Source organism: Streptomyces sp. NPDC006798 (assembly GCF_040635975.1).
Lineage (GTDB): Bacteria > Actinomycetota > Actinomycetes > Streptomycetales > Streptomycetaceae > Streptomyces.
The window spans coordinates 1-26,428 of the sequence record NZ_JBEYIS010000057.1 but is presented as its reverse complement, the minus strand read 5'-3'; the positions used below and the strand labels follow the sequence as shown (position 1 = coordinate 26,428).

At 70.8% G+C, this 26,428-nt stretch carries 19 protein-coding genes, 1 tRNA gene and 8 pseudogenes; 8 read left to right on the top strand and 20 right to left on the bottom strand.

The window, feature by feature from the left end; genetic code table 11:
• Positions 1-10 precede the first annotated feature (10 nt).
• Both tnpA and ABZ714_RS29185 read left to right on the top strand, forming a co-directional pair.
• Positions 11-376: pseudogene (gene tnpA / locus ABZ714_RS29190) on the top strand (IS200/IS605 family transposase); the annotation flags it as partial.
• An 895-nt stretch (positions 377-1,271) separates the two neighbouring features.
• Positions 1,272-1,607: a hypothetical protein gene (locus ABZ714_RS29185; protein ID WP_358828345.1), complete on the top strand. Its 336-nt coding sequence runs from the start codon at positions 1,272-1,274 to the stop codon at positions 1,605-1,607.
• 698 nt (positions 1,608-2,305) lie between these two features.
• Here ABZ714_RS29185 and ABZ714_RS29180 read toward each other — a convergent pair.
• Together ABZ714_RS29180 and ABZ714_RS29175 are read right to left on the bottom strand one after the other, a co-directional pair.
• On the bottom strand, positions 2,306-3,067 hold the full coding sequence (locus tag ABZ714_RS29180) for an RlpA-like double-psi beta-barrel domain-containing protein (protein WP_358828344.1): 762 nt from the start codon (positions 3,065-3,067) through the stop codon (positions 2,306-2,308).
• Between the two features lie 444 nt (positions 3,068-3,511).
• A pseudogene (locus ABZ714_RS29175) lies at positions 3,512-3,643 on the bottom strand (IS5/IS1182 family transposase); the annotation flags it as partial.
• 454 nt (positions 3,644-4,097) lie between these two features.
• On the opposite strand from ABZ714_RS29175, the pseudogene ABZ714_RS29170 reads away from it, so the two are divergent.
• Positions 4,098-4,534: pseudogene (locus ABZ714_RS29170) on the top strand (IS701 family transposase); the annotation flags it as partial.
• 117 nt (positions 4,535-4,651) lie between these two features.
• Here ABZ714_RS29170 and ABZ714_RS29165 read toward each other — a convergent pair.
• The 3 genes from ABZ714_RS29165 to ABZ714_RS29155 all read right to left on the bottom strand — a co-directional run bounded on the left by ABZ714_RS29165 (position 4,652) and on the right by ABZ714_RS29155 (position 6,072).
• Positions 4,652-5,095 carry a DUF2267 domain-containing protein gene (locus ABZ714_RS29165; protein ID WP_358828343.1) on the bottom strand — a complete coding sequence of 148 codons (444 nt, stop codon included), beginning with the start codon at positions 5,093-5,095 and terminating at the stop codon, positions 4,652-4,654.
• Between the two features lie 46 nt (positions 5,096-5,141).
• Entirely contained in the window at positions 5,142-5,537 is a 396-nt protein-coding gene (locus ABZ714_RS29160) for a DUF2267 domain-containing protein (protein WP_358828362.1), read from the bottom strand.
• 103 nt (positions 5,538-5,640) lie between these two features.
• Positions 5,641-6,072 (bottom strand): Hsp20/alpha crystallin family protein, encoded by a 432-nt coding sequence (locus ABZ714_RS29155; RefSeq protein WP_358828361.1) that lies wholly within the window; start codon positions 6,070-6,072, stop codon positions 5,641-5,643.
• Positions 6,073-6,203: 131 nt separating this feature from the next.
• On the opposite strand from ABZ714_RS29155, the gene ABZ714_RS29150 reads away from it, so the two are divergent.
• Positions 6,204-6,833: a type III effector protein gene (locus ABZ714_RS29150; RefSeq protein ID WP_358828342.1), complete on the top strand. Its 630-nt coding sequence runs from the start codon at positions 6,204-6,206 to the stop codon at positions 6,831-6,833.
• 352 nt (positions 6,834-7,185) lie between these two features.
• Here the strand turns inward: ABZ714_RS29150 and ABZ714_RS29145 are convergent.
• Together ABZ714_RS29145 and ABZ714_RS29140 are read right to left on the bottom strand one after the other, a co-directional pair.
• Positions 7,186-7,871: pseudogene (locus ABZ714_RS29145) on the bottom strand (Tn3 family transposase).
• A gap of 375 nt (positions 7,872-8,246) precedes the next feature.
• A complete protein-coding gene (locus ABZ714_RS29140) occupies positions 8,247-8,699 on the bottom strand; it encodes an amidohydrolase family protein (protein ID WP_358828341.1) in 453 nt (150 codons plus the stop codon).
• Positions 8,700-8,894: 195 nt separating this feature from the next.
• On the opposite strand from ABZ714_RS29140, the gene ABZ714_RS29135 reads away from it, so the two are divergent.
• A complete protein-coding gene (locus ABZ714_RS29135; RefSeq protein WP_358828340.1) occupies positions 8,895-10,118 on the top strand; it encodes a tyrosine-type recombinase/integrase in 1,224 nt (407 codons plus the stop codon).
• Positions 10,119-10,196: 78 nt separating this feature from the next.
• Here the strand turns inward: ABZ714_RS29135 and ABZ714_RS29130 are convergent.
• Positions 10,197-10,273 (bottom strand) — tRNA-Pro (locus tag ABZ714_RS29130).
• 91 nt (positions 10,274-10,364) lie between these two features.
• Here ABZ714_RS29130 and ABZ714_RS29125 point away from each other — a divergent pair.
• Positions 10,365-10,868: a DUF309 domain-containing protein gene (locus tag ABZ714_RS29125; protein WP_358828339.1), complete on the top strand. Its 504-nt coding sequence runs from the start codon at positions 10,365-10,367 to the stop codon at positions 10,866-10,868.
• On the opposite strand, the pseudogene ABZ714_RS29120 reads toward ABZ714_RS29125, so the two are convergent.
• The 5 genes and pseudogenes from ABZ714_RS29120 to ABZ714_RS29100 all read right to left on the bottom strand — a co-directional run.
• A pseudogene (locus tag ABZ714_RS29120) lies at positions 10,857-10,955 on the bottom strand (LUD domain-containing protein); the annotation flags it as partial. The gene ABZ714_RS29125 and the pseudogene ABZ714_RS29120 sit on opposite strands and share 12 nt — an antisense overlap.
• Positions 10,956-11,160: 205 nt before the next feature.
• Positions 11,161-11,349 (bottom strand): annotated as a pseudogene (locus ABZ714_RS29115) ((Fe-S)-binding protein); the annotation flags it as partial.
• Positions 11,350-11,482: 133 nt separating this feature from the next.
• Entirely contained in the window at positions 11,483-12,070 is a 588-nt protein-coding gene (locus ABZ714_RS29110; RefSeq protein ID WP_358828338.1) for a YdeI/OmpD-associated family protein, read from the bottom strand.
• Between the two features lie 102 nt (positions 12,071-12,172).
• Entirely contained in the window at positions 12,173-13,456 is a 1,284-nt protein-coding gene (locus ABZ714_RS29105; RefSeq protein ID WP_358828337.1) for an epoxide hydrolase family protein, read from the bottom strand.
• An 83-nt stretch (positions 13,457-13,539) separates the two neighbouring features.
• On the bottom strand, positions 13,540-14,181 hold the full coding sequence (locus ABZ714_RS29100; RefSeq protein ID WP_358828336.1) for a LysE family translocator: 642 nt from the start codon (positions 14,179-14,181) through the stop codon (positions 13,540-13,542).
• A 189-nt stretch (positions 14,182-14,370) separates the two neighbouring features.
• Between ABZ714_RS29100 and ABZ714_RS29095 the strand changes: the two genes are divergently transcribed.
• On the top strand, positions 14,371-15,789 hold the full coding sequence (locus ABZ714_RS29095) for an MFS transporter (RefSeq protein ID WP_358828335.1): 1,419 nt from the start codon (positions 14,371-14,373) through the stop codon (positions 15,787-15,789).
• Between the two features lie 14 nt (positions 15,790-15,803).
• Here the strand turns inward: ABZ714_RS29095 and ABZ714_RS29090 are convergent, their stop codons facing one another.
• Positions 15,804-18,347: an ATP-dependent Clp protease ATP-binding subunit gene (locus tag ABZ714_RS29090; protein ID WP_358828334.1), complete on the bottom strand. Its 2,544-nt coding sequence runs from the start codon at positions 18,345-18,347 to the stop codon at positions 15,804-15,806.
• A 236-nt stretch (positions 18,348-18,583) separates the two neighbouring features.
• The gene (locus tag ABZ714_RS29085; protein ID WP_358828333.1) at positions 18,584-19,351 is read right to left on the bottom strand and encodes a glucose 1-dehydrogenase; all 768 of its coding nucleotides are present in this window, start codon (positions 19,349-19,351) and stop codon (positions 18,584-18,586) included.
• Between the two features lie 155 nt (positions 19,352-19,506).
• On the opposite strand from ABZ714_RS29085, the gene ABZ714_RS29080 reads away from it, so the two are divergent.
• Positions 19,507-20,376, top strand: a complete 870-nt coding sequence (locus ABZ714_RS29080) for a helix-turn-helix transcriptional regulator (RefSeq protein ID WP_358828332.1) — start codon at positions 19,507-19,509, stop codon at positions 20,374-20,376.
• A gap of 182 nt (positions 20,377-20,558) precedes the next feature.
• Here ABZ714_RS29080 and ABZ714_RS29075 read toward each other — a convergent pair whose 3' ends face one another.
• From ABZ714_RS29075 to ABZ714_RS29055, 5 genes and pseudogenes are all read right to left on the bottom strand, one after another.
• Complete coding sequence (locus ABZ714_RS29075; protein ID WP_358828331.1) at positions 20,559-22,004, bottom strand: glyceraldehyde-3-phosphate dehydrogenase; 1,446 nt, start codon at positions 22,002-22,004, stop codon at positions 20,559-20,561.
• A 154-nt stretch (positions 22,005-22,158) separates the two neighbouring features.
• Positions 22,159-23,055 carry a geranyl diphosphate 2-C-methyltransferase gene (locus ABZ714_RS29070; RefSeq protein ID WP_358828330.1) on the bottom strand — a complete coding sequence of 299 codons (897 nt, stop codon included), beginning with the start codon at positions 23,053-23,055 and terminating at the stop codon, positions 22,159-22,161.
• Between the two features lie 34 nt (positions 23,056-23,089).
• Positions 23,090-24,253, bottom strand: a pseudogene (locus ABZ714_RS29065) (family 2 encapsulin nanocompartment cargo protein terpene cyclase); the annotation flags it as partial.
• A gap of 110 nt (positions 24,254-24,363) precedes the next feature.
• The gene (locus tag ABZ714_RS29060) at positions 24,364-25,776 is read right to left on the bottom strand and encodes a family 2B encapsulin nanocompartment shell protein (RefSeq protein ID WP_358828329.1); all 1,413 of its coding nucleotides are present in this window, start codon (positions 25,774-25,776) and stop codon (positions 24,364-24,366) included.
• Between the two features lie 319 nt (positions 25,777-26,095).
• Positions 26,096-26,428, bottom strand: a pseudogene (locus ABZ714_RS29055) (hypothetical protein); the annotation flags it as partial.

The following is a 26,428-nucleotide window of genomic DNA, read 5'->3' as shown; positions in this document are numbered from 1 at the left end:
GGGTTGGTCTATGTCACCACGCTGGGAACAAAACCCCAACGTCCGAAGGGGCCGTACCGTCGTCTACACCCTCCATGCCCATTTGGTCTTCACACCCAGATACCGGTGCGGACCATTCACCGACGAGATCCTTCGGCGTTGCGAGGAAGTCATGCGGTCCGTCTGCGCCGACTTAGAAACCCAGCTGGTCGAGTTCAACGGCGAACGCGATCACGTCCACCTGCTGGAGCGCTACCCACCCAAGGTCGCAATCTTCAAGCTGGTCGGCTCCCTCAAAGGCGTCTCCGCCCGCAGGATCCGCCAGGAGTTCCCCGACCACATCCGCAAGTACTTGTGGGGCGCGCACTTCTGGTCCCCCTCATACTTCGCGGATGCGACAGTCGGGTGCATGACATTTTCATTCACAGGATGTCTCCTTCGTTCCGCCGACACCCGTCTGGCGCGAAACCTCCGCGCCCATGGCTCCTACGAAGGGCTGCCCGACCTGCCTGCAAGCGAAAGGCAAAGTCGCCTAATCGAGTGACGCACTGTGACTATCGGCCCGGGGGCGCTGCGGTCCCGCCCGGACAAGTCGAGCGACCGCCGCTGATCCCGGGCCCGGGACGACAGCCCGGCGTTCGCAGGCCAGATGCCTCATGACGGGCGGTACCAGAGGCACGCTCCCCGGGAGTTCCTCCGCCAGATCCTTGGGGTGCACGCAGGTCGGCGACCATCCGGGGCGGCTGTCCACCACAGGCCACTACGTCCTCCAAGGGCCGCGATCAAGTCCTCGATGCCAGCCAGGCCGTGGATTGCCGCGCAACGCAAACGTTGGGAGAAGCGCCCGCAGCCTGCCGGGCCAGATCCTCGGAGCCCGGCGCCCCGGTTACCCTTCACCTACCCCGGTGCCGACACCCTGGCCGTCGAGTGCCCCGACGTGGACATCCGGCACGGCTTTGACCGCCGAACGAGCGGCCCGCAGAGCGACTTTGCCATGGGTCCATCGGCTGGCACGCGGCCTTCGCGGGACACGTGTACGACAGAAGGATCTCGGCAGGCCGGATGTCGCCCGGGAGCCCGTGCCGGTCCGACGCATGATGCCACCTTTCTGCTTTTCGCGGGGGAATCGGGGGCGGGGCGTGCGGGAATGGTGGCGTGCGCCGGTGGTGCCTCAACGTGCGCCGTTCACCACTGGCATGGCCGGGATGGCGGTACGACTCTGGGGACGTCGACGGCCGTACCGGGCTCCGCGAGGGGGCCCGGGCGCGTTGTCGCTTCGGGAGGTTCGCTCGATGGTTTCTCGATCGTTCACCGGCCGCTTACCGTTCACCGCCGGTCTGGCGTTGGCCGTCGTCGGCGCGACACTGGCCCTGGCACCCCCCGCGAACGCAGCCACCCCGGGGTATCTGTGCGACATCATCCAGGGCACCACCACACCGGGCCCCGGCGAAGGCGCCACGCTGTGTACGACCTTCGGCGGCGCGCCGTCGACGGGGACCTTGACCACGACGTTCCTGATCGTGCGCCGCTCCGATGCCCGCACCCTGACCTGCGTCCCGGTTCTGGGTGTCGCCGGCGTCGCGGCCGCGCCCACCAGCGTCACCGGCCTCCTGTGCACTCTGAACTGATCTGATGCGTGGGCCGGTCGGATGGGGTCCCGCTCCGGTCCGCTCCTCGCCTGCCGGTCCTGCGGCAACGGCTCCGTCGCCGTACGGGACGCCCGCTGCTCCCGGCCGCGCATCATGTGATCACGCTCCCCTGCCCGCCGGGGACGCCTGGTGTCCTCGGCCTCGGATACCGCTGCCCGAACCTCATCACTTCCGTCAGTCCGCCTCAGCCGTTTTCCTCGCCGACGTGCCGTCGTGCACCCCGGCGCCCCTGGCCGCCTGTTGCCGTGCGGGGTTCGGTCTCAGAGCTGCTGCACACCAGAGCGGCCAGGCCCTGCCGGTGGCGTGGTCCGGGCCGGAACCGGTCCGGCACGGCCGTGTCGAACCGGGTCCACCCGTCGTTGATCACCGTGACGGGGCAGAAGACGCCCCGGCCACCCGGACCGGCTCGGACGGCGGTACCCGGCTCGGGGACCAGCACAGGCAGAAGGCGAGTTCGCCGCTCCCCGGGTTGCGGGCGGACCAGCAAGTGCCGGTGGCTGTCGGCACCGGTCTCGACCCGGCCCAGCCGTCCGTCTATCGGTACGTCAGTTGGCACAGGCTGCCCGGCACACCGGCAATGACCACCCGCCCAGTCGGCGAACTCGCCGGCTGGGCGGGAGTTGGCCGGGAAGGGCAGGGGTTGGCCGGCCCTGCGCGTTTCTGTGATTGCCTTCGGCTCAGAACCCCGGCGCTGTCACGGTCTGCCCGAAGCTCCAGTTGGCGGGGAAGACGTCATTGCTGATGACGGTTCGGTCGTGGGTGTCAACCACTTTGATGCTGAGGGCCTGCCCCTGGAGGAGAGCGGCCGTCGTGAAGATGATGCCCTGGGTGCGGAACATCGGCAGCCAGCCGGTGTTGGTGCCCTTGATCGACACTTGTTTGACGGGCCACCTGGAATTGGAGATGACACTCAAACGGTTGACGCCGGGGATGCCATTCATGGTGTAGCGCATCGGTGCGGTGCTGTCGGCATCCGCCTCGGCGAACGAGATGGGTACGATGCCGCTGCGGATCTCAGCGATCCGGCTGTAGGCCGGCTGGGAGAGATCGAAGTGCCTCCGCGGGGGATTGCACCAGCCACCATTATCGCTGGGGAGATACCAGTTCGGGGGGCAGAGGGTGGTGACCACGACCGTGACCTCAGGCTGGCCGGGCAGGCACCAACTGCTGCGCTCGCACCTGACCTTGAATCGCGCCCCGCAGTTCGCACCGTTCTGGAAGAGGGCGGTGCTGACCGCTGTGGTCAGTTCGCCGGGCAGGTCCTCATTGAGGTTCCCGTAGCCGCAGGCCTCGCCCGTGGTGCCGGAGCCATCGGCGCCGCCGTAGAAGGTGGCGCTGCCGTACTGCCAGTTCTCGTCCTGTTCGGCCGCCAGAGCGGAAGGTGTCGTACAGGCCAGCAGGGTGGCTGCCGCCAGCGCGGCGACCCGGATCTTCCTCACGATCGTACCGTCCTCATCCTCATGGATCGGGCATCGGGCGCAGGAGCGGGATCCGCTCCGCAGAAGGCGGAGCATCCACTAGCAGTGGAGCACGACCGGCACCGACGGCCAATCAAAAACCCACGGAATCACCTGATCGAGGTAGGTTCCTCCACTGCTGGTGCGGGAGATCCTTTTGGCCCTGCTTGGGCTGCTGAACTTGACTGAACGGTCCGGAGCCATTCGCCTGAAGCCGGTGGACGGGCTCCGGTGGCCCTGGACCGTGACATACACGCAGGGCGGGGTGCTGACCGACGCCGAGAAGGCCGCGCGGGAGAGATCCGGCTGCTGCAAGCCGTGGAACGCTTCGAGAGCGGAAAGAAGGACGGCACTCGCCGCAAATCCGTGAAAGGCCAGTTCACCGGCCGCATGCCGGTGCCACTTCGCGATCATGCCGGTCTCGCGGTCTGCTTCGTCACCGTCTGCGGCCCCTTTTTTGCGGGCGTCCGCAGCGTGCTGACGAGCACGGTTGACCGTGGAGTCGATGGCGACGGTCCACTCCACCCGGCCCACCGGGTCTTCCCGGACCTGGACCTGGCGGGCTCCGTACCCGCCTCACGGCATCGGAGGGTACGGAGCCGCTCGCCTTGCCTATTGCAGCGCGCACACCTTGTGACCGCCACGTGCGAGTCGGACTGCCTCGCCCAGTAGGACGCCGTTAGGGCGTGTCTTGTGGATCAGGCTGGGTTAGTGAACGGGGTCTGGTGCCGTGGATCTCAAGGCGGAGGAATGAGCCACTGCGGAGCATTGGCGATTGACGACAACGCGGCGAGGCGCGGTGCCAGGGCGCGCGAGCCCAGCAAGATCCACAAGACACGCCCTAGGTCTTTCTCATGGGCTCGGTTGACAGCATGGTGGTGGGGTGAACTTACTGGAAGTGAACCGAGCTCGGGCGAAGTTGGCGCTGTTCCTGGCTGATGTGTTCGCCTCGCTGCCGCGGAAGGACCAGCGGGCGAAGGGTGACTGCTATCTGCGGGGGCTGATGCTGGACCCGTTGCGCTCACGATTCGCCGCCGTCCGCGTGCGCCCTGCCAGCCACGCGGTCGAGCGCCCGGTCTAAGCCGCCGCCTTCTCACACAGGACTGGGTGGGACGGAGGACGGAGTCCTGCCCGACCGCTGGCTCTTGGCCGAATGGCCCACCGACGCGCCAGAACCGACTGACCACTGGCTCTCCAACCTGCCGGCCGACACACCACTCGTCGATCTGGTCCGTACAGCCAAAGGCCGCCGGCGAATCGAGCACGACTACCGCGAACTCAAGCACTCTCTGGGTCTGGGCCACTTCGAAGGCCGCTCCTGGACCGACTGGCACCACCACGTCACCCTCATGACCGCGACCCACGCCTTCCTCACCGAACAGCGCCTGCCTCCCAAAAGCCCGCAGGCCGCGCTCACCCTCTACCAGGTCCTCGACACCCTCCCGAACACCCCGGGGCGCTGGACCGGCATCTGCACCACCTGCCACCAACCCCTGCCCAACAGGACACCAAGACCCAGACAGACCTAACGCGGTCCTCATAGGGTGCTTGGAGTCGGGTGCTTGTCTACGCGGCGGAGGTGCGTTCGGCTCGGCCGAAGAGGAGGGCCCAGCCGGTGGGGAGCTGGTGGAGGATGCGGGTGGTCAGGTGGGGGCCGGCGTGGGCGGCGACGGTGGAGAGGACGGAGCCGGTGTCCCAGCGGGTGGTGGCCAGGGATGCGCCGGTGCGGGAGGCGAGGTCTTTGACGAACGCCCAGCCGGTGAGCGGCTGGTTGTCGGGGATCTGTGCGGTCAGGATGCGTGCGGCTTCCAGGGGCAGGCAGGCGGCCAGGTCGACGCGTTCGTCGCCGGTCAGCTGGCGTCCCAGTCCGGAAAGGACCAGGCGGACGGCTTCGTCGGCCCGCTCGCGGGTGGGGTAGGCGCCTTCGTAGCGGACCTTCTCCAGCATCTGCTCGTACGCCTTCGAGTACGGCTGCTGGACCTCAAGGGGTATGCGCACGTCGGTGATCACTGCGGTGCATGCCTTTCGTCAAGCCAGGGTTGGATGGTGCCGGTGGTCAGGTGGGCTGGGGGCGTCCGAAGAGGAGGTCGTAGCCGGCGGGGAGCTGGAGCAGGATCTGTTCCAGCAGGTCGTCGCCCGCGGTGTCGGCCACGGTGGACAGCACGGCGCTGACGTCCCAGGTCGCGGTCTGCTCGGTGGCGCCCTCGATCCAGGCCGCGGCCGCCCGCACGAACCGCTCCGTCGGCAGTGGTTCGGCGCTCTGGAGCGGGTTGAGCAGGATCAGGGCGAATTCCTCCGGCAGGCGAGCCGCGAGCCGGGCGCGTACCTCGCCGACCAGGTGCGCGCCGAGCAGGGCGAGTACCACGCGGGCCGCGCGCTCGGCTTCCTCAACGGTGTCGTACTGGCCGCGTTCCCTGACGTGGTTGAGGAACGCTTCGTGTCGCAGAGCCATCATGTTGCCCCCTTGTTCCTCGGACTGTTCACAAGGGCGGGGGTGCGGAGGGCGGGATGGAGGGGAGATCAGGTGCCCGTCCTCCGCACCGGTCCGGCCGCGGTCAGCCGGAGAGTTCCTTCTGCCCGGCCCCGGCGCCGATGGAGATCTTGCGGGGCTTGGCGCGCTCGGCGATCGGGATGCGCAGGGTCAGCACGCCCGCGTCGTAGTCGGCCCGGATGTGCTCGGTGTCGAGGGTGTCGGCGAGCACGATCTGGCGGGAAAACACGCCCAGCGGCCGCTCGGACAGCTCCATCTGCACATCGTCGGCCCTGGTCACCGGCCGCCGCTCCGCCTTCACCGTCAGCATGTTCCGCTCGACGTCGACGTCGATCGCGTCCGGGGTGACACCGGGAAGGTCGAAGGCCACCACGTACTCGTCGCCCTCGCGGAAGGCGTCCATCGGCATCGCCGACGGCTTCGACCACGTCCCCGGGCCCATCAGCTGCTGCGCCAGCCGGTCCAGCTCACGGAAGGGGTCGGTGCGCATCAACATCATGAAACACCTCCATGCGTTCCTTTTCGGCAGTGACTGCCGATGCGCTTCACTGGAACCGTTGTAACATGTCATCCAATGGATGACAACCACAGTGTCATCCATTGGATGACAACCCGAGGGAGGTGCCCGTGACCGCACCCGACCAGTCGGTCCCCGCCGACGCCGACGCCCACAGCCCGGCCTCGTTCCTCGCCGCCGCGGCAGCCCTGGAAGCCATAGACGATGCTCTGCGCACCGCTCAGCACGAAGCCCCTGGTGCCTTCGGCCCCGGGCCGGGCCCGCAGCAGGCCCTGGCCTCTCTGATGCTCCTGCGACAGGTGCGCGAGCAGCTCGCCGGATGGGAGACCGGCCTGATCGAAACCGCCCGCGACGCGGGAGCCAGCTGGGCCGACCTCGCCCACCCCCTCGGCGTCGCCAGCCGCCAGGCCGCCGAACGCCGCTACCTGCGCGGTCGGCCCGGCCCGGCCGGGACCACCGGCGAACAGCGCGTGACAGCCACCCGCCAGGCCCGCGCCACCAACCGCACCGCCACCACCAGGGCCCGCCGCAACGCGGCCGACCTGCGCCGTCTCGCAGGCCAGATCACCGCACTCACCGACCTGCCCCCCGCCGGCCGCCGCCCGCTCAGCGCACTCCACGCGGCCCTCGCCCATGACGATCCCACCCGCCTCATCGCCCCCCTGACCGCCGCCCGCCCCCACCTGGCCACCACCCACCCTGACCTCGCCACCCAGATCGACACCCTCACAACCGCATAGAACCGACTCCAGGCCATCGAGCGCGAGACGAACGTGGCCTGACAGGTGGGGACGAAGAAAAGTACGCGACTGGGATCTAAGTCCGTACGCCGGCAGGCGTCTTCGGCGGCAGGTCAGCCGCGGTGCCCGGCGGCTGGAGGGCGTGGACGGGCAGGCACCACAGTGCGATCATGACGTCGGACCCGACGCACTGGACACGGGTAGGTTCACGCGCCTTGCTGAGGGACGTGAGCCGCCGGACGGACACCGTCCGGTGGCTGAGTCGGATACAGCGCCGAGGCGCGCTGGTGAATCCGGTGTCATCCTGTCCCGCGTTGCACACTCCGGTTTCTGTCGGCGGGCGGGCGTGGTGTTACCAGGTGATCAGTGCGTAACCGGGGCTTGCGTTGTTGCCGACGGTCCCGGAGGCTCCTGAGGCGCCGTTGGAGCCGTTGGCACCTCCTCCGATGCTGCCTGCCCCGTTTCCGCCCGTGCCGCCGCCACCGCCTTTGCCGCCGGTCCCGCCGCGTCCGCCGACGCCGGTCCCGCCGGGCGGGGTCACCGCCCCGACGGGCGCCGTGCCTCCGGCACCTCCCGCGCCCCCCGCTCCGCCTCGGCCGCCGGTGAGACCGTGGCCACGGAGCAGTCCTCCAACAACGTTGTCCGCGATGACGCCGCGGTCGCCGAAGCCGTTCCACTGGGAGAACCGGTTGAACGACTCCACCTTGTTGGTCGCCGCCGTCACCCGCCAGCGCAGCGGTGCGTGGGAGAAGTAACGCAGGAGCTGGACGGTGCGGATCACGCGGCCGACCTCGCGGAAGGCCGCGTGGCGTTCTTCCACGAGCCGGAGCGCAGGCGCTTGAGCAGTGTGGAGGAGGAGACGGCGCTTTCGCGCACGGAGACGGCCACCCGCATCAGGTGGCGAAACTGGGACTCGATCAGGTCAAAATCGATCGAGTTCGTGTCCGGCTCCCAGAACAGGGCGTCGATGTGCACGTACTCCGTGGTCTTGGAGGGCCGGTAGAAGGTCAGTTCCTTCCAGTTCCTGATCCTGGGCATCAAGCCGAAGCCCAGCAGGTGGGCGAGCGCGAAGACAGGGAAACTCTGGCCCTGAAGACGACCGCCTCGACGGCGGCGTGTCCGCCCGGGTCGGACGCCAATGGCCGGGCCCTCGATCTCGGCTCGCCGGCCACTCGCCAGACTCCCTTGCCGTGCGACGGCCCGCCGGGCACGTCCTGACCGGAGTCGGAGCCGTCGAATCGTGGGACCGCGCTCAGGCATGGCCCTTGCAAGGCTGGTGGCGGTTCGCGTGTGCCGGGGGCCGGGCCGCGGCTTCGGCCGATCGCGTCTGCGCGGCCTTCCCTGCGGCTGTGTCCGCAAATGCGGTGATTCCCTGTGCGACGGACCGCGCGAGAGCCTGGGCGGTGGCCTCGGTCACCGCGCTGACCGGGTGGTCGGGGAGGATTCGTGGACCAGGCCCTGGGCCTCCTCCTTGAGGGGTCCGGTGGGCGCGCCGTCCGTGTCCCGTTCGATCTGTCCGCCCGGAGGGTCGGAGGTGGTGGCGGTGATCCCGGCGAGGTCCAGCGCCCGCCGGTTGACCCAGCTGTTGTGACCGTCGGTGGCGACGATCACGATCGGCCGGCGGGTCGGGAGGGCGTCGAGGAACCGGTGGTGGGGAACGGTTCCGGCGGGCAGCAGCCCCACCGGGTCCCCGTCCGCCACGACCAGCCAGCCGTCTGGCTCGCCGCCGTACCCGGGGTCGGCGAGGAACCCCCGCAACAGCTCCTGCAGCCGGGGAATGGTCAGTTCCAGATAGCCCAGGCTCGGGTTGAGCGTCGCGGCACCGGCGGCCACCGGGTGGGCGTGCCCGTCCACGATCCCGCTCATCACGGTCCCCCACCGGGCATCGACCACCTGCGTGTCCCGCCCCGCATAGCGCCGGACCTGCGCGACGCGGGCGCACCGCACACCCCTGCCAAGGACCGCCGTTCGTACCCCTGGCCGGACGCGTGGTCCTCTACAGCGCCACCGACGTCGAACAGTGGATCACCCAGCGCCGCATCGCCCCGGAAGCGGGGCCCGATGACCCACACCGAGGCCGTCCCGCTCGGTGTGCGCGTGGCCGGCGACATCGAGCACCGCCCCGACCGCCCATCCCCCTACCGCGCTCGTGTGCGCTGGATCGACCCCGTCTCCAAACGCCGCAGGTCCCTCTCCGAGGGCAAGGACACCCTGGACGAGGCCGAGGAGTGGATATCCGGAATCCTCAAAGCCGCTGAAGCGGGGATCGCGCCGAACACGGCCACCATGTCGCTGGCCGAGTACGGCACCACGAACATGGATCTCGCCTTGCGCGGCCTGGAGTTGAAGACGCTCGATCCGTATCTCGCGGGCTGGCGCCGCCGGGTTGTCCCCGCGCTGGGGCACATTCCCGTACGCGTGATTACCAACGGGGCCGTCGACCGCACCGTGCACGGCTGGATCGCCGACGAGCAGAGCCGCTCCACCGTCAAGAACAGCCTCGCCGTCCTCGTACGTGTCATGGAGCAGGCGGTTCGGGACGGGCTGATCACGGTCAATCCGGCCCGGGTCACCGGCTGGCAACGCGAGTACAAACAGGCAGAGGACGAAGTCAACAACCCCCGCGCCCTCGCCCTACGCGACTGGCCCACCCTCCTCCGCCTCGCCCAAGCGCTCGTAGAGCGTTCCCACGGCTACTACCAGGGGTGGGGGGAGGTCGTCGTCTTCGCCGCCGCGACCGCCGCCCGCATCGCCGAGGTCTCCGGTGTCCGCGTCGCCGACATCGACACCACCAACTGGATCTGGACCGTCCGCCGCCAGACCACCCCCGCACCCGGCGGGCTCGTCGACAAGAACACCAAGGGCAAACGCGCCCGCCACGTCCCCATCGTGGAAGAGATCCGGCCCCTCGTCGCCGAACGTATCCTCGCTGCCGGCCCCGACCCGGACGCACGGCTTTTCACCGGGCCCCGTGGCGGTCGGATCTCCACCGCCGTGCTGCGCGACGCCACCCACTGGGACGACGTCGTCCTCTCACTCGGCCTCGAACACCTGCGCCGCCACGACCTCCGGCATACCGGACTCACCTGGTTCGCCGACGCAGGCGTCCCCGCCCACGTCCTCCGCAAAATAGCCGGACACGGCTCGCTGCTCACCACCCAGCGCTACCTCCACCCCGACATGTCCCAGATCACCGGCGCCGGCCACGCACTCACCGCCCACCTCAACCCCGTCCGCGCACCTCTCAGCCTCACCGTCCAATCTGTCCCCGGAAGGCGCCGCTAGAGTCCCCAAGTGGTCCCCAAAAACAACCGAAAGGCGGTACCGGATTCCTCCGATACCGCCTACGACCTGCGAAAACGCTGGTCGGGACGACAGGATTTGAACCTGCGACCCCTTGACCCCCAGTCAAGTGCGCTACCAAGCTGCGCCACGTCCCGTTTGTCCGCCCCGCCGGTCGGTCGGCCGGGCTCGCAGGGAAGACTTTACCCCACTCGGCGGGGGGTTCGGGCCGGTGGCCTGCGGGGCGGGATGGTTTTCGGGGAGAATCGGGGTGTGGAGAGGACACCGAGGGACCGGGACAGTGAGGGGCGCGCCCGGAGCGCGCGGCCCCGGGACGGGCTGGGGCGTCCGTTGCCGTACGGGCGGGCGGGTGTGGCGCGGCAGGCCGAGGGGATTGCGCGGTCGCCCGGGGAGACGCTGGCGGAGGCGCAACGGCTGCTCGACGCGGGGAAGCCGTTTCACGCGCATGAGGTGTTCGAGGACGCGTGGAAGACCCGGCCGGAGCCCGAGCGGGATCTGTGGCAGGGGCTGGCGCAGCTCGCCGTGGGGCTGACGCACGCGGCGCGGGGGAACGCGCCGGGCGGGGCCCGGTTGCTGGAGCGGGGGGCCGACCGGATCGCGGGGTACGGGGATCCGTACGACGTGGACGTCTCAGGGCTCGCCGCCTGGGCCCGGGATCTGGCGGAGCGGCTGGTGAGCGGGGGCGGGCCGGTGGACGCGCGGGTCGAGGCTCCCCGGCTGACCCTCGCATAGCAGGACCTCCAGGCGGCGCGGGCCGTGTACCCCTTCCACCCGGTCGAGTTCGATGTCGCTGGTCGCGGAGGGGCCGGAGATCCAGGTGTCCGTGACAGGAGGGGTGGTAGGTGACGGTGTGCGGGAAGTGGGCGCCGACGTCGGTCACCCCGAGGACGTCCACCAGGAACTCGGTGAGTTCGTACGTCCGGCCCGGCAGTCCGCTCTCCCCGAACCGGGGGTAGTGCTCGCGGACCATGGCGGCACACGAACCCGAGGGCGTGACGACATGGGTGTACGGGGCGAAGGCCCGGGCGGTCCGCCGGACCAGCGGCTCGGCCGCCCGCCGGTGTCCGGCGTTGTACTGCGGCTGCCCGCAGCAGGTCTGCGCGGCCGGGAAGTCCACGTCGACGCCGAGCCGTTCCAGGAGCCGTACGGTGGCGATCCCGGTGGCCGGGTGGAGCGCGTCGTCGACACAGGTGACGAAGAGGGCGACGCGCATGGTCGGAGGATAGGTCCCGGGCGGGTCCGCCGGTAGACGCCACGACGGCGGCGGGCGGCCGGTCCGGCTGTACGGGCCCGGCTCCGGCGCCGGGCCCGTACAGCCGGACCGGGTACGCACGGACCCGGCCGGGTCAGGTCCGGCGGCCCTTCGGCGGCTCCCCCGCGGCCAGGCGGGCGACGAATGTGGCGATCCGGCGCTCCCGGGTCCCCGGTCTGCGGACCAGCATGAGGTCGTGCAGGACGCCGTAGGAGTCGGCCCGGCTCAGGGCCGCGAAGGCCGCGGCCGCCGCGGGTTCGGCGTCGAGGGCCGCCCGCAGGTCGTCGGGTACCCGGGCGGTGCTCGGCGGATCGTAGGCGGCGGCCCAGCGGCCGTCGGCGCGGGCGCGTTCGATCTCGGCGAGCCCGGCGGGCAGCATCCGGCCCTCGCGGACGAGTTCCTCCGCCCGGGTCCGGTTCACCTTCGACCAGGGGCTGCGGGGCCGCCGGGGGGTGTGGCGGAGGGACCACCAGCCGTCGGGGGTGCCCTTCGACGCGGCCCGGCCGTCGATCCAGCCGTGGCAGAGGACGATGTCGAGCACCTCGGCCCGGGTGACGGAGACCGCGTCCGTGCCCTTCTTGGGCAGGGCGACCCAGATCTCGGTCGCGGTGTCGTGATGCTCCGTCAGCCAGCGGTCGAAGTCCTCGGCGGTGGCGAACACCCTCGCCTGTCCCGTCTCCATATGTGGTCCATCCCTCGTCGTCACATCGTCACGCGGTCGCGGGGCCGTACCGGCGCCGTACGGACCGCGATGGTACGGCCGGTACGGCTCCGGGCCGGGGCATCAGGCGGTCGTACGCAGCGGCCGGTAGAAGGCGCGGATGTCGTCGGTGAGCAGGCCGGGCTCCTCCAGGGAGAGGAAGTGGCCGCCGCGGTCGAGTTCCGTCCAGCGGACTATGTGGTGGTCCCGTTCGGCCCAGGGCCGGACGGTGACGTCGAGGGCGGAGAGGAGGACCCCGGTCGGTACGGTGCCGCGGACTCCCCAGCCGCCGGACTCCGTCTCGGTCTCGGAGTCGGGGGCGGTGTCGGAGTCGCCACCGTCCCCGGCGCCCCAGTCCCCACCGTCACCGTCGTCCCCCGCGCCCCAGGAGGCGGCGGAGATCTCCTCGTAGTAGATCTGCGCGGCGGACGCGGCGGTCCCGGTGAACCAGTAGAGGGAGACCTCCGTCAGGATCCGGTCGCGGTCGACGCTCTCCTCCGGGAGTCCCGCCTCCGGGTAGGTCAGCTCCTTGAACTTCTCCACGATCCAGGCGAGCTGTCCGACGGGCGAGTCGGTGAGTCCGTACGCCACGGTCTGCGGGCGCTTGGCGTTGCACTGGAGGTAGCCGTCGTTGAAGTCCCGCATCGACCGCCAGCGCCGCCGGTCGTCGTCGGAGAGGCCGTCGAACTCGCCGTCGGCCCCCGCCGGGAAGGTGATCATGCCATTGAGGTGGACGCCGATCACCCGCTCCGGGGCGTGCCGGGCGACGGCAGGAGCGACCCAGGAGCCGGTGTCGTAGCCGTGGACGCCGTACCGCTCGTAGCCGAGCCGGGCCATCAGCGCGGCCGTGGTCGCGGCCATCGCCCCGGCGTTGGTCCCGGGTCCGGCCAGCGGGGTGGAGAAGCCGAAGCCGGGGAGCGAGGGGATGACGAGGTGGAAGGCGTCGGCGGCGTCGCCGCCGTGCCGGGGCGGGTCGGTCAGCGGTCCGGTCACATCGAGGAAGTCGGCGAACGTGCCCGGCCAGCCGTGCAGCAGGAGCAGCGGGGTCGCGTCGGGGTGCTCGGAGCGGATGTGCAGGAAGTGGACGGTCTGGCCGTCGATCTCGGTCCGGAAGTGGGGGTACCGGTTCAGTTCGGCCTCCCGCGCCCGCCAGTCGTATCCCGTACGCCAGTAGTCGGCCAGCTCCCGCAGATAGCCGACGGGTACGCCCCGGCTCCAGCCCACCCCGGGCAGTTCGGCGGGCCAGTGGGCGGCGGCGAGCCGGGTGTGCAGATCGTCGAGCCGGTGCTGCGGGATCTCGACCCGGAACGGGTGGACCTGGTGTGCGTCGGCGGGCGGGTCGGTGATATCCGTGGCGGTGCTGTTCATGAGGACGACGCTACGGACCCTTGCGGTCAGCCAGTGTCCGCAATCGGGCCGCGAAACACCGGGCCCGGGCCTTCGCCCGCCGATCAGTCCTGGCGTCCGGTCGCCGCGACTCCGACCCCGAGCCCGATCATGGTGAGTCCGCCGACCCCGCCCACCGCGGAGAGCCGCCGGGGCGAGCGGGCGAACCAGCTCCGGGCCCCGGCCGCCAGCAGGCCCCACAGCACGTCGAGGGTGACGGCGATAGCGCTGAACACCAGGCCGAGAACGAGCATCTGCCCGGCGACCCCACCCTGGTCGCGGTCCACGAACTGAGGCAGTACGGCCGCGAAGAAGACCATCGTCTTGGGGTTGGAGACCCCGACCAGCACCCCTTCGCGGAAGGCGCGGCGGCCGTCGGGCTCCTCCCCGGCACCGCCGGAGAACGCGGCGGCCGGCGCGCCCCGGCCACGCCACGCCTTCACCCCTAGACAGACGAGATATCCGGCACCCGCCAGCTTGAGCAGGGTGAAGACCAGCACCGAACGCTCCACGACGGAACCGATACCGAAGGCGACGGCCACGATCAGCAGATAGCCGCCCACGGTGTTCCCGACGACCGTGGTCAGCGCGGCCCGGCGGCCCTGGGCGAGCGCCCGGCCGATCACGAACAGCACGCTGGGTCCGGGGATCACGATCAGGACGAACGACAGGGCGGCGAAGGCCGTCAGACGGTCGGTGGACACCATGAGGCCATGCTGCCCGGGCCGTGCTCGCGGGCCAAGGGAGTTCCCGCGGTGATGGGGCGCGGCCCGGCGCTCGTGACGGCCGGACACCCGGCCGTCACGAGCGGCGGCCGCCCTTTCATCGGCCGTCCTTTAATCGCTGGCAGCGGGATCACCGCCGCGATACTTTCCCCGCTCGTGACAAGTGATTCCGTGGTTGATACAAGCGAAAAGGCGTCCGGGGAGGGGCTGTTCTCCAAGCGGTACGCGGCGGCCACCGCGACCTTCGCCGTGGTGATGTTCCTGGAGGGCTTCGCGGCCCTTGCCGTACTGCCGACCCTGCCACTGGCCGCCCGGGAGCTGGACGGGATCGCGCTCTATCCGCTGGTCGCCGGTTCCTTCGTGGCGGCGAGCCTGATCGGCGGGGTGATCGGCGGCAGTTGGGCGGACCGCTCGGGGCCGTACCGTCCGCTCGCCGCCGGGATCGGCATGGCGGTGGTCACCCTGCTGATCTCCGGGACCAGTACCACCGTCTGGCAGCTCGCGGCGGGCCGCTTCCTGGAGGGGCTGACCGCGGGCATGGTGACGGTCGCGGTCAATACGGCGATCGCGCATACCTTCCCCGACCGGCTGCGGCCCCGGGCGCTGGCCCTGATGAGTACCTGCTGGATCGTTCCGTCGCTGATCGGCCCGCCGCTCGCCGGACTGGTGGCCGCCTGGGGGTCCTGGCGGACGGTCTTCCTGGGGCTGGCCGCGATCAATGTGGTGCCCGCGGTGATCGTGGTGGTGATGCTGGTCCGCCGGGCCCGGGCCGCCGCGCCGCCCGAGGGCACGGAGCCGGAGAAGGGGAAGGGTCCCCGCCCGCCGCTGCTGATCGCGGTGGCGGTCAGTCTGGGCGCGGCGCTCGGCCAGTTCGGGGTCTCGGCGTGGGACGTACCGCATCTGCTGAGTACCGCGGCCGGGGTGACCCTGCTGGTGGTGTTCGCGCCGCGGCTGCTGCCGCCGGGCACCGGGCGGGCCGCGCCCGGTCTGCCGGTGACGGCGCTGCTGCGGGGGCTCGCCTCGGGGACGTACTTCACCCTGGAGGCGTTCGTACCGCTGCTGCTGGACACCGAGCGGAAGGTGGCCCCCGTACAGACGGGTATCGCCTTCACGGCCGCCGCGATCGCCTGGGCGGCGGGCTCCTGGCTGCAGGGGCGGTGGCTGACGCACTGGCCCCGGCACCGTACGGTCACCGTGGGCGCGGTGATCATGGCGGCGGGGTTGCTGGTGGCGATCGCCGGAACGTTTCCCGTGACACCGCCGATCACCTCGGCGGCCTCCCTCGCGGTCGCCGCCGTCGGGATGGGCATGCTGACGCCGTCGGTGACCCTGCTCGCCCTGAACCACAGTCCGGCGGACCGTCACGGCTATGCCAACAGCGCGCTCCAGACCACCCAGAACCTGGGTCAGATCACCGTGATGGGGCTGGCGGCGGCGCTGTTCAACGCCGCGCACGCCTCCCCGGCCGATCCGCTGGTCGCCTTCGGCGCGGCCTTCGGGCTGCTGCTGGTGCCCGCGGTGCTCGCCGCCGTACTGGCGGTACGGGCCCGGGCCGCCGGACCCGGCGCCCCGGGCCCGGCGACGGGTTAGGCCGTCTCTGTGGATCAGGCCGGCTCCGCCGCTCCCCCGGTCTCCGGCTCCCCCGGCCCTTCGCCGGTGCTGTCGGTGCCGTCGCCGCCGGGGCCCGGCTTCAGGGAGAGCGTCAGCTCGCCGTCGGCGGTGTCGGCGAGCACGGTGTCACCGGGGTTGAGGGTGCCGTCGAGCAGCATGGTCGACAGCCGGTTGTCCAGTTCGGACTGGAGGGTCCGGCGCAGCGGGCGGGCGCCGAACTCCGGCTGGTAGCCCCGGTTCGCCAGCAGTTCCTTGGCGTCGTCCGTGACCTCCAGCGCCACATGCTGGGCGTGGAGCCTGCGGCGGCTGCGGTCCAGCAGCAGATCGACGATCCGGACGAGGTCGGCCCGGGTGAGGGCGTGGAAGACGATGATCTCGTCCACCCGGTTGAGGAACTCGGGACGGAAGTGCCGCTTCAGATCGGCCATCAGCTCGTCCCTGATCTCGGCCGCCTCGCCATGGTGTTCGAGGATGCGCTGGGAGCCGATATTGCTGGTCATGATGACCACGGTGTGGCGGAAGTCGACCGTCCGGCCCTGGGCGTCGGTGAGCCGTCCGTCGTCCAGGACCTGGAGCAGCAGATGGAAGACGTCCGGATGGGCCTTCTCCACCTCGTCGAAGAGGACGACGCTGTACGGCTTGCGGCGAACCGCCTCGGTGAGCTGGCCGGCCTCCTCGTAGCCGACGTAGCCGGGCGGTGAGCCGACCAGCCGGGAGACGGTGTGCCGCTCCTGGAACTCGCTCATGTCGAAGCGGATCATCCGGTCCTGGTCGCCGAAGAGCAGTTCGGCGAGGGCCTTCGCCAGTTCGGTCTTGCCGACGCCGGTGGGGCCGAGGAAGAGGAAGCTGCCGGTGGGCCGGTCGGGGTCGCCCATTCCGGCCCGGCCCCGGCGGACGGCGAGGGCGACGGCGGTGACGGCCTCCTCCTGGCCGACGACGCGTTCGTGGAGGGCGTCCTCCAGTTTGAGGAGCCGTTCGCGTTCGGTCTCGGTGAGCTGCGATACGGGGATGCCGGTACGGGCCGAGAGCACTTCGGCGATGTCGTCGGCGGTGACAGCCGCAGCCTCCTCGCGCTCCTCCCCCGCCTCGGCCAGTTCCGTCTCGGCCTGCCGGATGCTCTCCTTGAGGGCTCCGGCGCGTTCGTAGTCCTCGGCTCCGACCGCCTCGTCCTTCTCCCGGCGCAGCTTGGTCAGCCGCTGTTCCAATCCGGTAGCCGGGGAGGGGCCGCCGAGATTGCGCAGTCCGACCCTGGCCCCGGCCTGGTCCATCAGGTCGATGGCCTTGTCGGGCAGGAAGCGGTCGGTGAGATAGCGGTCCGAGAGCGCGGCGGCGGCGTCGAGCGCCTCGTCGGTGAAGCGCACCTGGTGATGGGCCTCGTAGGAGTCGCGCAGTCCGCGCAGGATCTGCACGGTCTCGTCGACGGTCGGCTCGGGGACCATCACGGGCTGGAAGCGGCGTTCCAGTGCGGCGTCCTTCTCGACGTGTTTGCGGTACTCGTCGATGGTGGTGGCGCCGACGACGCTGAGATCGCCCCGGGCGAGTGCGGGCTTGAGGATGTTCCCGGCGTCCATGGCGCCTTCGCCCCCGCCGCCCGCGCCGACGACGGTATGGAGTTCGTCGATGAAGAGGACGACGCTCTTGTCGGCGGCGGTGACCTCGTCGATGACCTTCTTGAGCCGTTCCTCGAACTCGCCCCGGTATTTGGATCCGGCGACGAGTCCCGGCAGGTCGAGGGAGACCACCCGGCGGTCGCGGAGGGACTTGGGGACCTCTTCGGCGACGATCCGCTGGGCGAGGCCCTCCACGATCGCGGTCTTGCCGACCCCGGGGTCGCCGATGAGGACCGGGTTGTTCTTGGTCCGGCGGGAGAGGACCTCGACGGTCTGCTCGATCTCGGCCGCCCGGCCGACGACCGGGTCGAGCCGGCCGCCCCGGGCCTCCTCGGTGAGATCGCGTCCGTACTGGTCGAGGGTGGGAGTGTCGCCGCCACCGCCCCGGGGCTCGGCGTTCCCGCGCGGCCCGGCCCCGGCCGGGCCGACCGCACCGGGCGCCACGCCCTCGGAGCGGAGCGCGGTGGCGAGTCCGGAGCGGGGGTCGTCGGCGAGGGCGGCGAGGATGTGTTCGGGGCCGATGTAGGAGGCGCCCGCGGCCCGGGAGCGGGTGTGCGCGGCGAGCAGGGCGCGTTTGGCGGCGGGAGTGAGACCGGGTTCGGCGCCGCCGGTTCCGGTGGGCAGCGTACGGGCCACGTCCTCGGCGAGCCGGTCGGGGTCGGCGCCCGCGTGCTCCAGCACCTGGCGTCCGGCGGGGACCTGGGTGGCGGCCCACAGCAGTTGCGGGGTGTCGAGGTCGGCGCCGTCCTCGGCGGCCCGGGCGCCCGCCGCGTTGAGGAGTTCCTGCGCCGAGTCGCTGAGCAGCCGTCCGATGGGGACCCGCTGCACGGCGGGCGGGGAGGCCGCCGGGCTCATGCCGAAGAACCGGTTGAACAGATCGGAGAACGGGTCTCCGGATCCGAAGGGTGAGGTCGTCACGGCGATCATCCCTCCGCCGGGCGCCACCGGTCCGGACCTCGGCCCGCCGGGTGCCCGCCGCATCGATTTGCCCGTACCGGCACCATTGTTCCCCGATGGTCGTGGTCCGGCGACCGGAGCCCGGCCACAACCGGAGCCCGGGGGCGGGCACCCCGCCCGGAGCCCCGGCCCGGAGCCGGAAACCGGGGCCGGAAACCGGGGCCGAGGTCGCGGACGGCCGGGACGCGGAAGGCCGGGGCTCCCGGTCACGCCGCGCCGGCGCGACCGCCGTCCACGAGGAGATCGACCCCGGTGACGTAGGACGCGTCGTCCGAGGCGAGGAAGGCGACGACCCCGGCGACCTCGTCCGAGGTGCCGATCCGCCCCAGCGGTACCCGGCGGCGGATCTCCGCCGCCTCCTCGGCGGTGGGGATCGCCTGGTGGAACATCTCCGTCTCGATGTAGCCGGGGCTGACCGCGTTGACCCGGATCCCCCGGGGCGCCAGTTCGGCCGCGAGGGTCCTGGCCAGATCCGCCGCCGCGGCCTTGGTCCCGGAGTAGAGAGAGCCGACCGCGAGTCCCCGGTGCTGGGTCCAGGAGGAGTTGACGACGATCGAGGCGCCGTCGCGGAGCAGGGGCAGCATCGCCCGGACCGTGAAGAGCACCCCCTTGAAGTTGACGTCGACCACCAGGCCGATCTCCTCGTCGGTGAGTTCGCCGAGCGGCTTGAAGACCGCGGTGCCCGCATTGGCGAAGACCACGTCGAGCCCGCCGAATCGCCCGGTGATCTCCTCGGCCAGCCGGGCGAGATCGGCCGGGACCGAGACGTCGGCGGGGACGGCCAGCAGCCGGTCCCCGGCGTCGAGTTCGGCGGCGGCCCGCAGCAGCCGGTCCGCGCCCCGGCCGGTGATGACCACCCGGGCGCCCTCGGCCAGCAGCAGCCGGGCGGTGGCCAGGCCCATGCCGCTGGCGCCGCCGGTGATCAGGGCGGTACGGCCGGTGAAGCGGTCGGCGCGGATACGGGTGTGCGGCATGGCGGTCTCCCGGGTCGGGGTGGTGGCGGCGTACGAGGCGGGGGCACGGGCGCGTCGGTGCTCCCCCTTCTCCGGGGGGATCCGGCCGCCGTGCTCCTGTGAAGATCCTCGCCGTCCCTCCCGGCCGGTGGAGAGAGCCTGTTTATGGTGGTGTCATGACCACCACCCGAGCCACCGGTCCCGTGCGTACCACGCCCTCAGGGCGCCGGACGGAGCTGCGGGACTTCCTGCGGTCCCGGCGGGCCCGGGTCAGCCCGCAGGAGGTCGGGCTGCCGGGCGGCGGGCTGCGCCGGACTCCGGGGCTGCGGCGCGAGGAGGTGGCGACGCTCGCCGGGATCGGGGTCAGCTGGTACACGTGGCTGGAGCAGGGCAGGGAGATCACCGTCTCCGGCTCCGTCGTGGAGTCGGTCAGCCGGGTGCTGAGACTGGACGCCACCGAACGTGCCTACTTCTACCGGCTGGCCGGGCTCCATCCACCCGCCCCGGCCGCCGACGACGGCCCGGGACCGGGCCCCGAACTGGCCAGGCTGCTCGACGCCTGGCCGCGCAATCCGGCGTACGTCCTGGACCGGCAGTGGAACTATCTGCTGATCAACGAGGCCGCCCGGATCCTGTTCGGAGTGGCGGCGGGGCGGAACTGTCTGGAGACCTTCTTCACCGACCCCCGCTACCGGGGGTCCTTCAGCGAGTGGGAGAAGCTGGCGCCGCAGGTCGTAGCCGGGTTCCGGGCCGCGACGGCCGCCGCCCCGGACGATCCCGGCCTCGCCGCGATCCGGCACGGACTGGCCGCCCGGAGCCCGGAGTTCGCCCGGATGTGGGACACCCATGACGTACTGGCCGATTTCAGCGGGACCAAGACCGTCACCCATCCGGTGGCCGGCGAGATCGTCTTCGACCATGTGATTCTGCATCCGGCGGGCCGCCAGGACCTGCGGGTGATCGTCCATCTGCCGCGCGACGCCGAGGGGACGGCCGCGCTGGAGCGGCTGCTGGCGGCGGAACGGGACGCGACCCGGGAGGGCTGAGCGGGCCGGCCCGGACCGTCGGTACGCTCCCCGGGCCGGGGCGCGTACGGAAAGACGACCGGGGCCGTCCCGGAGGTGCGGGCGCACCCCGGGACGGCCCCGCCGACAACCGGCCGGACCGATCGGACCGGCCGATCCGGAGGTCCGGCCTTACGAATGGACCGGTGTCACCGGCGTACGGGTCAGGCGACCGGCGCCGGGTAGGTCGGGTACTCCACCCCGGAGACGTGCTGGACGACCCGGATGACCTGGCACGAGTAACCGAACTCGTTGTCGTACCAGAGGTAGAGGATCGCGTCGTCGCCCTCGACCTTGGTGGCGCCCGCGTCGATGATCGAGGCGTGCCGCGAGCCGATGAAGTCGCTGGAGACCGCGTCGGGCGCGGTGGTGAAGTCGATCTGGCGCTTCAGCGGGGAGGTCAGGGAGACCTCGCGCAGATGGTCGAGGACCTCCTCGCGGGTGGTCTCCCGGCCCAGCCGCAGGCTGAGGATGGCGATCGAGACGTCCGGTACGGGGACCCGGATGGAGCTGCCGGTGATCCGGGCGTCGAGGTCGGGCAGCGCCTTGGCGACGGCGGAGGCGGCCCCGGTCTCGGTGATCACCATATTGAGCGGCGCGGAGCGGCCCCGCCGGTCGGACTTGTGGTAATTGTCCAGCAGGTTCTGGTCGTTGGTGAACGAGTGGACCGTCTCGACGTGGCCGCGCAGCACCCCGTACTCGTCGGCCATCGCCTTCAGCGGCGGCACGATCGCGTTGGTGGTGCAGGAGGCGCAGGAGATGATCTGCTCGTCCGGCTTGATCATGTCGTGGTTGACGCCGTGCACCACATTGGGGACGTCGCCCTTGCCCGGGGCGGTCAGGACCACCTTGGCGATCCCGGGGCGGAGGTGCTTCGAGAGCCCTTCGCGGTCGCGCCAGCGGCCGGTGTTGTCGATGAGGATGGCGTCCTTGATGCCGTACTCCGTGTAGTCGACCGTCGTCGGGTCGTCGGAGTAGATCATCTTGATGGAGTTGCCGTTGGCGACGATGGTCTCGGTCGCCTCGTCGACGGTGATCGTGCCCTGGAACTGGCCGTGGATGGAGTCGCGGCGCAGCAGGGAGGCGCGCTTGACGATGTCCTGTCCGGAACCGCGGCGGACGACGATGGCCCGCAGCCGCAGTCCGTTGCCCGAGCCCGCCTTCTCGATCAGCAGCCGGGCGACGAGGCGGCCGATCCGGCCGAAGCCGTAGAGCACGACATCGCGCGGCTCGCGGCGGTCGATCTTGTTCGCCCCGGTGGCACCGGCGACGGCCTCGGCGGTGAAATCGGCCACCGACAGTCCGCGGTCGTCGGCCTTGTAGGTGGCGGCGAGCATGCCCAGGTCGATCTGGGACGGCCCGAGGTCGAGCGCCGTCAGGGCCTGGAGGAACGGCATGGTCTCGGTGACCGAGAGCTCCTCGCCCGCGATCTGGCGGGCGAACCTGTGGGTCTTGAGGATGCTGACGACCGACTTGTTCACCAGGGAGCGGCTGTGCAGCAGGACGGTGACGTCCCGCTCGCGCTGCAGCTTCCCGATGATCGGGATCATCGACTCGGCGATCTCCTCACGGTTCTTCCAGTTGGTGAACGAATCCTCGGTGGCAGTCACAGGCGAATCTCTTTCGAGCTAGGTGGCGCTCATATGCTAACCACCTGATCCGGCCATGATTCAAGGGGTGACGGGTGAGCGGAACGTCACCTTCGGTTCCGGCCCGCCCCCGCCGGTCGCGGGGGCGGGCCGGGTGTTCACCGGGGCCGTCGGTTCAGACCCGGTCCGCCGCGATCAGCAGATACTGGAAGGAGCCGTCCTTGTAGGACTCGATAAACGCCTCCTCGATCCCTGTGACCAGGGACGATGTGGCGCGCAGCTCCCAGTAGGGCAGGGTCGCCGCCGTCAGGTCGACCACCGCCTGCGGGACCAGCCGGTTGTCGGCGAGGGCGCGCATGTACTCGCGCCGGGAGTGGATATTGCACTCGAAGTGGGCGTTGATCTGCGAGACCCACTTCGACGGCTGGCCGTAGATCGGGTTCCAGCAGCCGGTGATCGTGACATAGCGGCCGCCGACCGCGAGGATCCGGGAGTGTTCGGCGAACAGGTCCTGGAGATCGACGTACATGCTGGACTCGTTGTTCCAGGAGGCTCTGGCCTGTCCTGAGGCGAAGGGCATCTGGAGCATATTGCGGACCTGGGCGCGGACGGACCGGTCGATGCCCAGTTCCCGGGCCCGGCGGTTGGCGAAGTCGGCCTGTTTCACCGAGAGGGTGACGCCCTCGACCTCGCAGCCGAAGCGCTGGTGGGCCATGACCATCGAGCCGCCCCGGCCGCAGCCGGCGTCGACCAGTATGTCGTCCCGCCGGATCGGGCCGAGGTGGTCGAGGAGCACATTGGTCTGGGCGGACTCCAGCCGGTGCAGTTCGGCGATCAGCCGCTGCTCGTAGTCGGGGGCGCCGGGCTCCCCGAGGGCGGCCTGGTCGACGTCCCCGATGCCGTAGTGGTGGTGGTACAGGCCGTCGACGTCGCCGAGGCGCAGATTGACGGGCCGGGCCTCGTGGTCCCAGTATCGGGCGATATCGCCCTGGTAGGGCGTCGCGGGCGACGGGATCGCGGGCGACGGAATGGTGACGGTCTCACGGACGGTGGTGACGTCGGAAGCGGTCAAGGGACGGAACCTTCCTTAGCTGAGAATTCGGGCCCTACCAGAAGTCGGGCAGGCTGTAGCGGTAGGTATTGGACCGGTGCCAGTGGTGATTGCCGTCGACCCAGACGGCCACCCCGCGCAGAAAGCGGATCAGGGTCGGCACCGGACAGGCGAGGGCCAGGGCCGCGGCCTCGGCCTCGAAGCTCCGCATCAGTTCGTTGTGGATCCCGACGGCCTTCAGATAGGCGTCCCGCTCGGAGAGGCCCTCGCGTTCGGCGAGCACCACGGGCAGGTTCATATGCCGGCCGGGGCTGTCGAGTTCCTTGGTGTACGAGTAGAGGTCGTTGACGATCGTGGTGGCGTTGGACGCCAGGGCGATGACCCGCTGGGTCGCGGGCAGCGCGTGCAGATCGGCGGGGAGCTCGTAGCCGCCGACGGTGTCGGTGATGGTGGGGCAGGGGCGGAAGTTGTTGAACTGGCGCATCGCCAGGTACTCCCACACCTCGGGTACGTAGTCGGTGTGGTCCCAGGCGCCTTCGGCGAGATAGCCGAGGTGGAGCCGGGCCATGTCGTGCCGGAACCGGTCCGCCTGGGAGGGGGTCGCGACCGCCAGCAGGTACTCCATGGCGGAGTGGTACGCCCGGCGGGGGGCGTCGGACGCCAGTGACTCCTCCCACCGGGGCCGGTACTCCTCGGCGGTGTGCAGCGGGTCGAGGGCCGTATGGGCGAGCAGCAGCCGTCCGCCGAGTCCTACGGGCGAGCCGCCGTGGTCCTCGCAGTAGCAGTCGTCGACCGCGTTCTCGGCGACCATCAGCCGGGCCGCGACCATCAGCCGGTCGACGTCCACGGCGTCGGGGTGGCAGGCGGCCATGTACATCCCGACCGCGAAGCCCTCGAACTCCTCCTCCCACTCCGGCGGGTAGAGCCGGATCTCGTCGATGGCCCATTCCTTGATCCGCCGGTCGACCTCGGCCGCGCGTTCGGTGTCGTACGCCACCGGGTGGTGGTAGAGCCCCGGGATCGGGCCGCCCGGCGCCGGGCGGCCCTCCGGCGGTCCCGCCACCGGACCGGACGCGGTCCCCGGCCCGGGTGGCACCGGGGCACCCGGCGGAAGCCCGGCCTCCGGCGGTGCCGGTGGGGCGGGGGGTGTCGGGCGCCGACCCGGGTACAGCCCGGCCGTACCGAGACCGGTCGGGCCGCCCAGGATCCGGTTCAGCGCTTCGGTGCTCATCTGCGCACCACTACTCCTTGGGTGAGGGGGTCTCTTCCGGGCACGCGTTCCACCGGCGGGACTCCCCCGTGCGGAGTGCGCCGTCCGCGCGGGCCCGCTCAGCCGCTGGTACGGGCGATCTGCACGTTCTCCAGCACACCGAGCGCGTCGGGGACCAGGACGGCGGCGGAGTAGTAGGTGGTGACGAGGTAGGAGATGATCGCCTTCTCGTCGATGCCCATGAAGCGCACCGAGACACCGGGCTCGAACTCGTCGGGGAGTCCGGTCTGGTTGAGCCCGATGACGCCCTGGTTGTCCTCGCCGGTCCGCATCACCAGGATGGAGCTGGTGTTGTCCCGGGTGACGGGGATCTTGTTGCAGGGCAGGATCGGGACCCCTCGCCAGGCGGGCACGCTCTGGCCGCCGACGTCGACATGGTCCGGGTAGAGCCCGCGGGCGTTGAACTCACGGCCGATCGCGGCGATGGTCCGCGGATGGGCGAAGAAGAACTTGGAGCCGCGTCGGCGGCTGATCAGCTCGTCCAGGTCGTCGGGGGTCGGCGGCCCCGACTGCGGCTGGATCCGCTGGCTGAAGGCCGCGTTGTGCAGCAGACCGAACTCGCGGTTGTTGATCAGCTCGTACTCCTGGCGCTCCCGGAGCGCCTCGATGGTCAGCCTGAGCTGCTGCTCGGTCTGGTTCATCGGCTCGTTGTAGAGGTCGGCGACCCGGGTATGGACCTTCAGTACGGTCTGCGCGAGGGAGAGTTCGTACTCCCGGGGCTTCAGCTCGTAGTCCACGAAGGCGCCGGGCAGGGGGACCTCTCCGGTGTGGCCCGCCGACATCGCGATCTCGGCCTCGCCCAGCCGGTTCTGCGCCTGCTCGGGCAGCGCGCTGAACTCCTGGATATGGGCCTGGAGGCTCGGGGACCCGGCCAGCACTCCGGCGAAGTCGCTCCGGGCGAGGGTGAGCAGGGTGCCGGAGGTCCGGGCGACGGCGGTGTACTCCCAGACGGCGTTCTCGTCCACCAGCGCGTCCTGGCCGAACCGGTCGCCGTCGGCCACGACCTTGGTCACGGTCTCGTCGCCGTAGGGGCCCGCGGAGATCTGGTCGATCCGGCCGTGCGCCACCAGATGGAGCTGCTCGGCCGGGGTCCCCCGCTCGACCAGCACATCGCCGGGCTGGAAGTCGCGCTGCGCGCAGCGGCCCGCGAGAGCGGCGAGCACCTCGTCGTCGTCGAAGCCGCGGAGCAGCGACAGTTCGCCCAGCTCCCGGGGGATCACCCGGACCGAGGCCCCGTCCTGGACGAACTCGATCCGGCCGTCGCCGACGGTGTACGTCAGCCTTCGGTTCACCCGGTAGGCACCACCGGCGACCTGGACCCACGGCAGCATTCTGAGCAGCCAGCGGGAGGTGATCTCCTGCATCTGCGGGCGGGACTTGGTGGTGGTGGCGAGATTGCGGGCCGCCGCCGTACTGAGGGCGCTCTGCGGGCTCGGCTCCGGGCCGGACTCCGGGCTGGTGTCGACGGTCATCGGGCTGGACTCTCCTTCAAAAGGGCAGCGCTGGGCATACGCGCAGATCAAGTGGGGTGTCGGAGATGAATGGGGCGGTGTCCGGAAATGGCCTCCCGGATCCGTGAGAACCGTAGGCTCCGGCCCGCCTGTTGAGCCATTAGGCGGGGTTTTCCTCCCCCGAAGCAGTGAACTCGAAGACGATCACGTTTGCCGGAGCGTCGACCATGATCAACAATATTCGTACATATGATCGACCCGCATTGCTGCCGCGAGCTGCCCTTTCGACTACCGGACGGCGGCCGGGAACACTCCGGCGGCCGTCCGGCGAAGGACTCCGTCAGCGAGCTGTAAGAGCTGCGTGAGCGGCCTTCGGCAGCTCGCGGATCAGCCCCGTCGGCCGATCGCGGGTGGCGGCGTCGGCGGCCGCCACCAGACCCGGGCCGCCCGCCGCGGCCGTCCGTCCGCCGATCCCGGTGACCACGCAGCCGGCGGCGCGGCGGAGCGCGATCCCGGCGGCGAAGTGCACACTGCCGAAGAGGTCACCGCCGTCGGTGACATAGGCGGCCCGGCGCCCGGCGGCGACCCGGGCCGGCCCCGGGGCGGGTCCGGAAGGGAGCGCCGTCCGCCCGGAGGGCGGGGCCCGCGGCGTCCGGTGCGCGCGAATTCGCGA

Excerpts from the sequence above, each read along its gene's own strand:
- ABZ714_RS29185 (WP_358828345.1), top strand. The coding sequence starts at position 1,272 with ATGGTTTCTCGATCGTTCACCGGCCGCTTACCGTTCACCGCCGGTCTG.
- ABZ714_RS29160 (WP_358828362.1), bottom strand. The coding sequence starts at position 5,537 with ATGGCTCTGCGACACGAAGCGTTCCTCAACCACGTCAGGGAACGCGGC.
- ABZ714_RS29155 (WP_358828361.1), bottom strand. The coding sequence starts at position 6,072 with ATGTTGATGCGCACCGACCCCTTCCGTGAGCTGGACCGGCTGGCGCAG.
- ABZ714_RS29140 (WP_358828341.1), bottom strand. The coding sequence starts at position 8,699 with ATGAGCGGGATCGTGGACGGGCACGCCCACCCGGTGGCCGCCGGTGCC.
- ABZ714_RS29135 (WP_358828340.1), top strand. The coding sequence starts at position 8,895 with ATGACCCACACCGAGGCCGTCCCGCTCGGTGTGCGCGTGGCCGGCGAC.
- ABZ714_RS29125 (WP_358828339.1), top strand. The coding sequence starts at position 10,365 with ATGGTTTTCGGGGAGAATCGGGGTGTGGAGAGGACACCGAGGGACCGG.
- ABZ714_RS29110 (WP_358828338.1), bottom strand. The coding sequence starts at position 12,070 with ATGGAGACGGGACAGGCGAGGGTGTTCGCCACCGCCGAGGACTTCGAC.
- ABZ714_RS29105 (WP_358828337.1), bottom strand. The coding sequence starts at position 13,456 with ATGAACAGCACCGCCACGGATATCACCGACCCGCCCGCCGACGCACAC.
- ABZ714_RS29100 (WP_358828336.1), bottom strand. The coding sequence starts at position 14,181 with ATGGTGTCCACCGACCGTCTGACGGCCTTCGCCGCCCTGTCGTTCGTC.
- ABZ714_RS29090 (WP_358828334.1), bottom strand. The coding sequence starts at position 18,347 with ATGATCGCCGTGACGACCTCACCCTTCGGATCCGGAGACCCGTTCTCC.
- ABZ714_RS29085 (WP_358828333.1), bottom strand. The coding sequence starts at position 19,351 with ATGCCGCACACCCGTATCCGCGCCGACCGCTTCACCGGCCGTACCGCC.
- ABZ714_RS29080 (WP_358828332.1), top strand. The coding sequence starts at position 19,507 with ATGACCACCACCCGAGCCACCGGTCCCGTGCGTACCACGCCCTCAGGG.
- ABZ714_RS29060 (WP_358828329.1), bottom strand. The coding sequence starts at position 25,776 with ATGACCGTCGACACCAGCCCGGAGTCCGGCCCGGAGCCGAGCCCGCAG.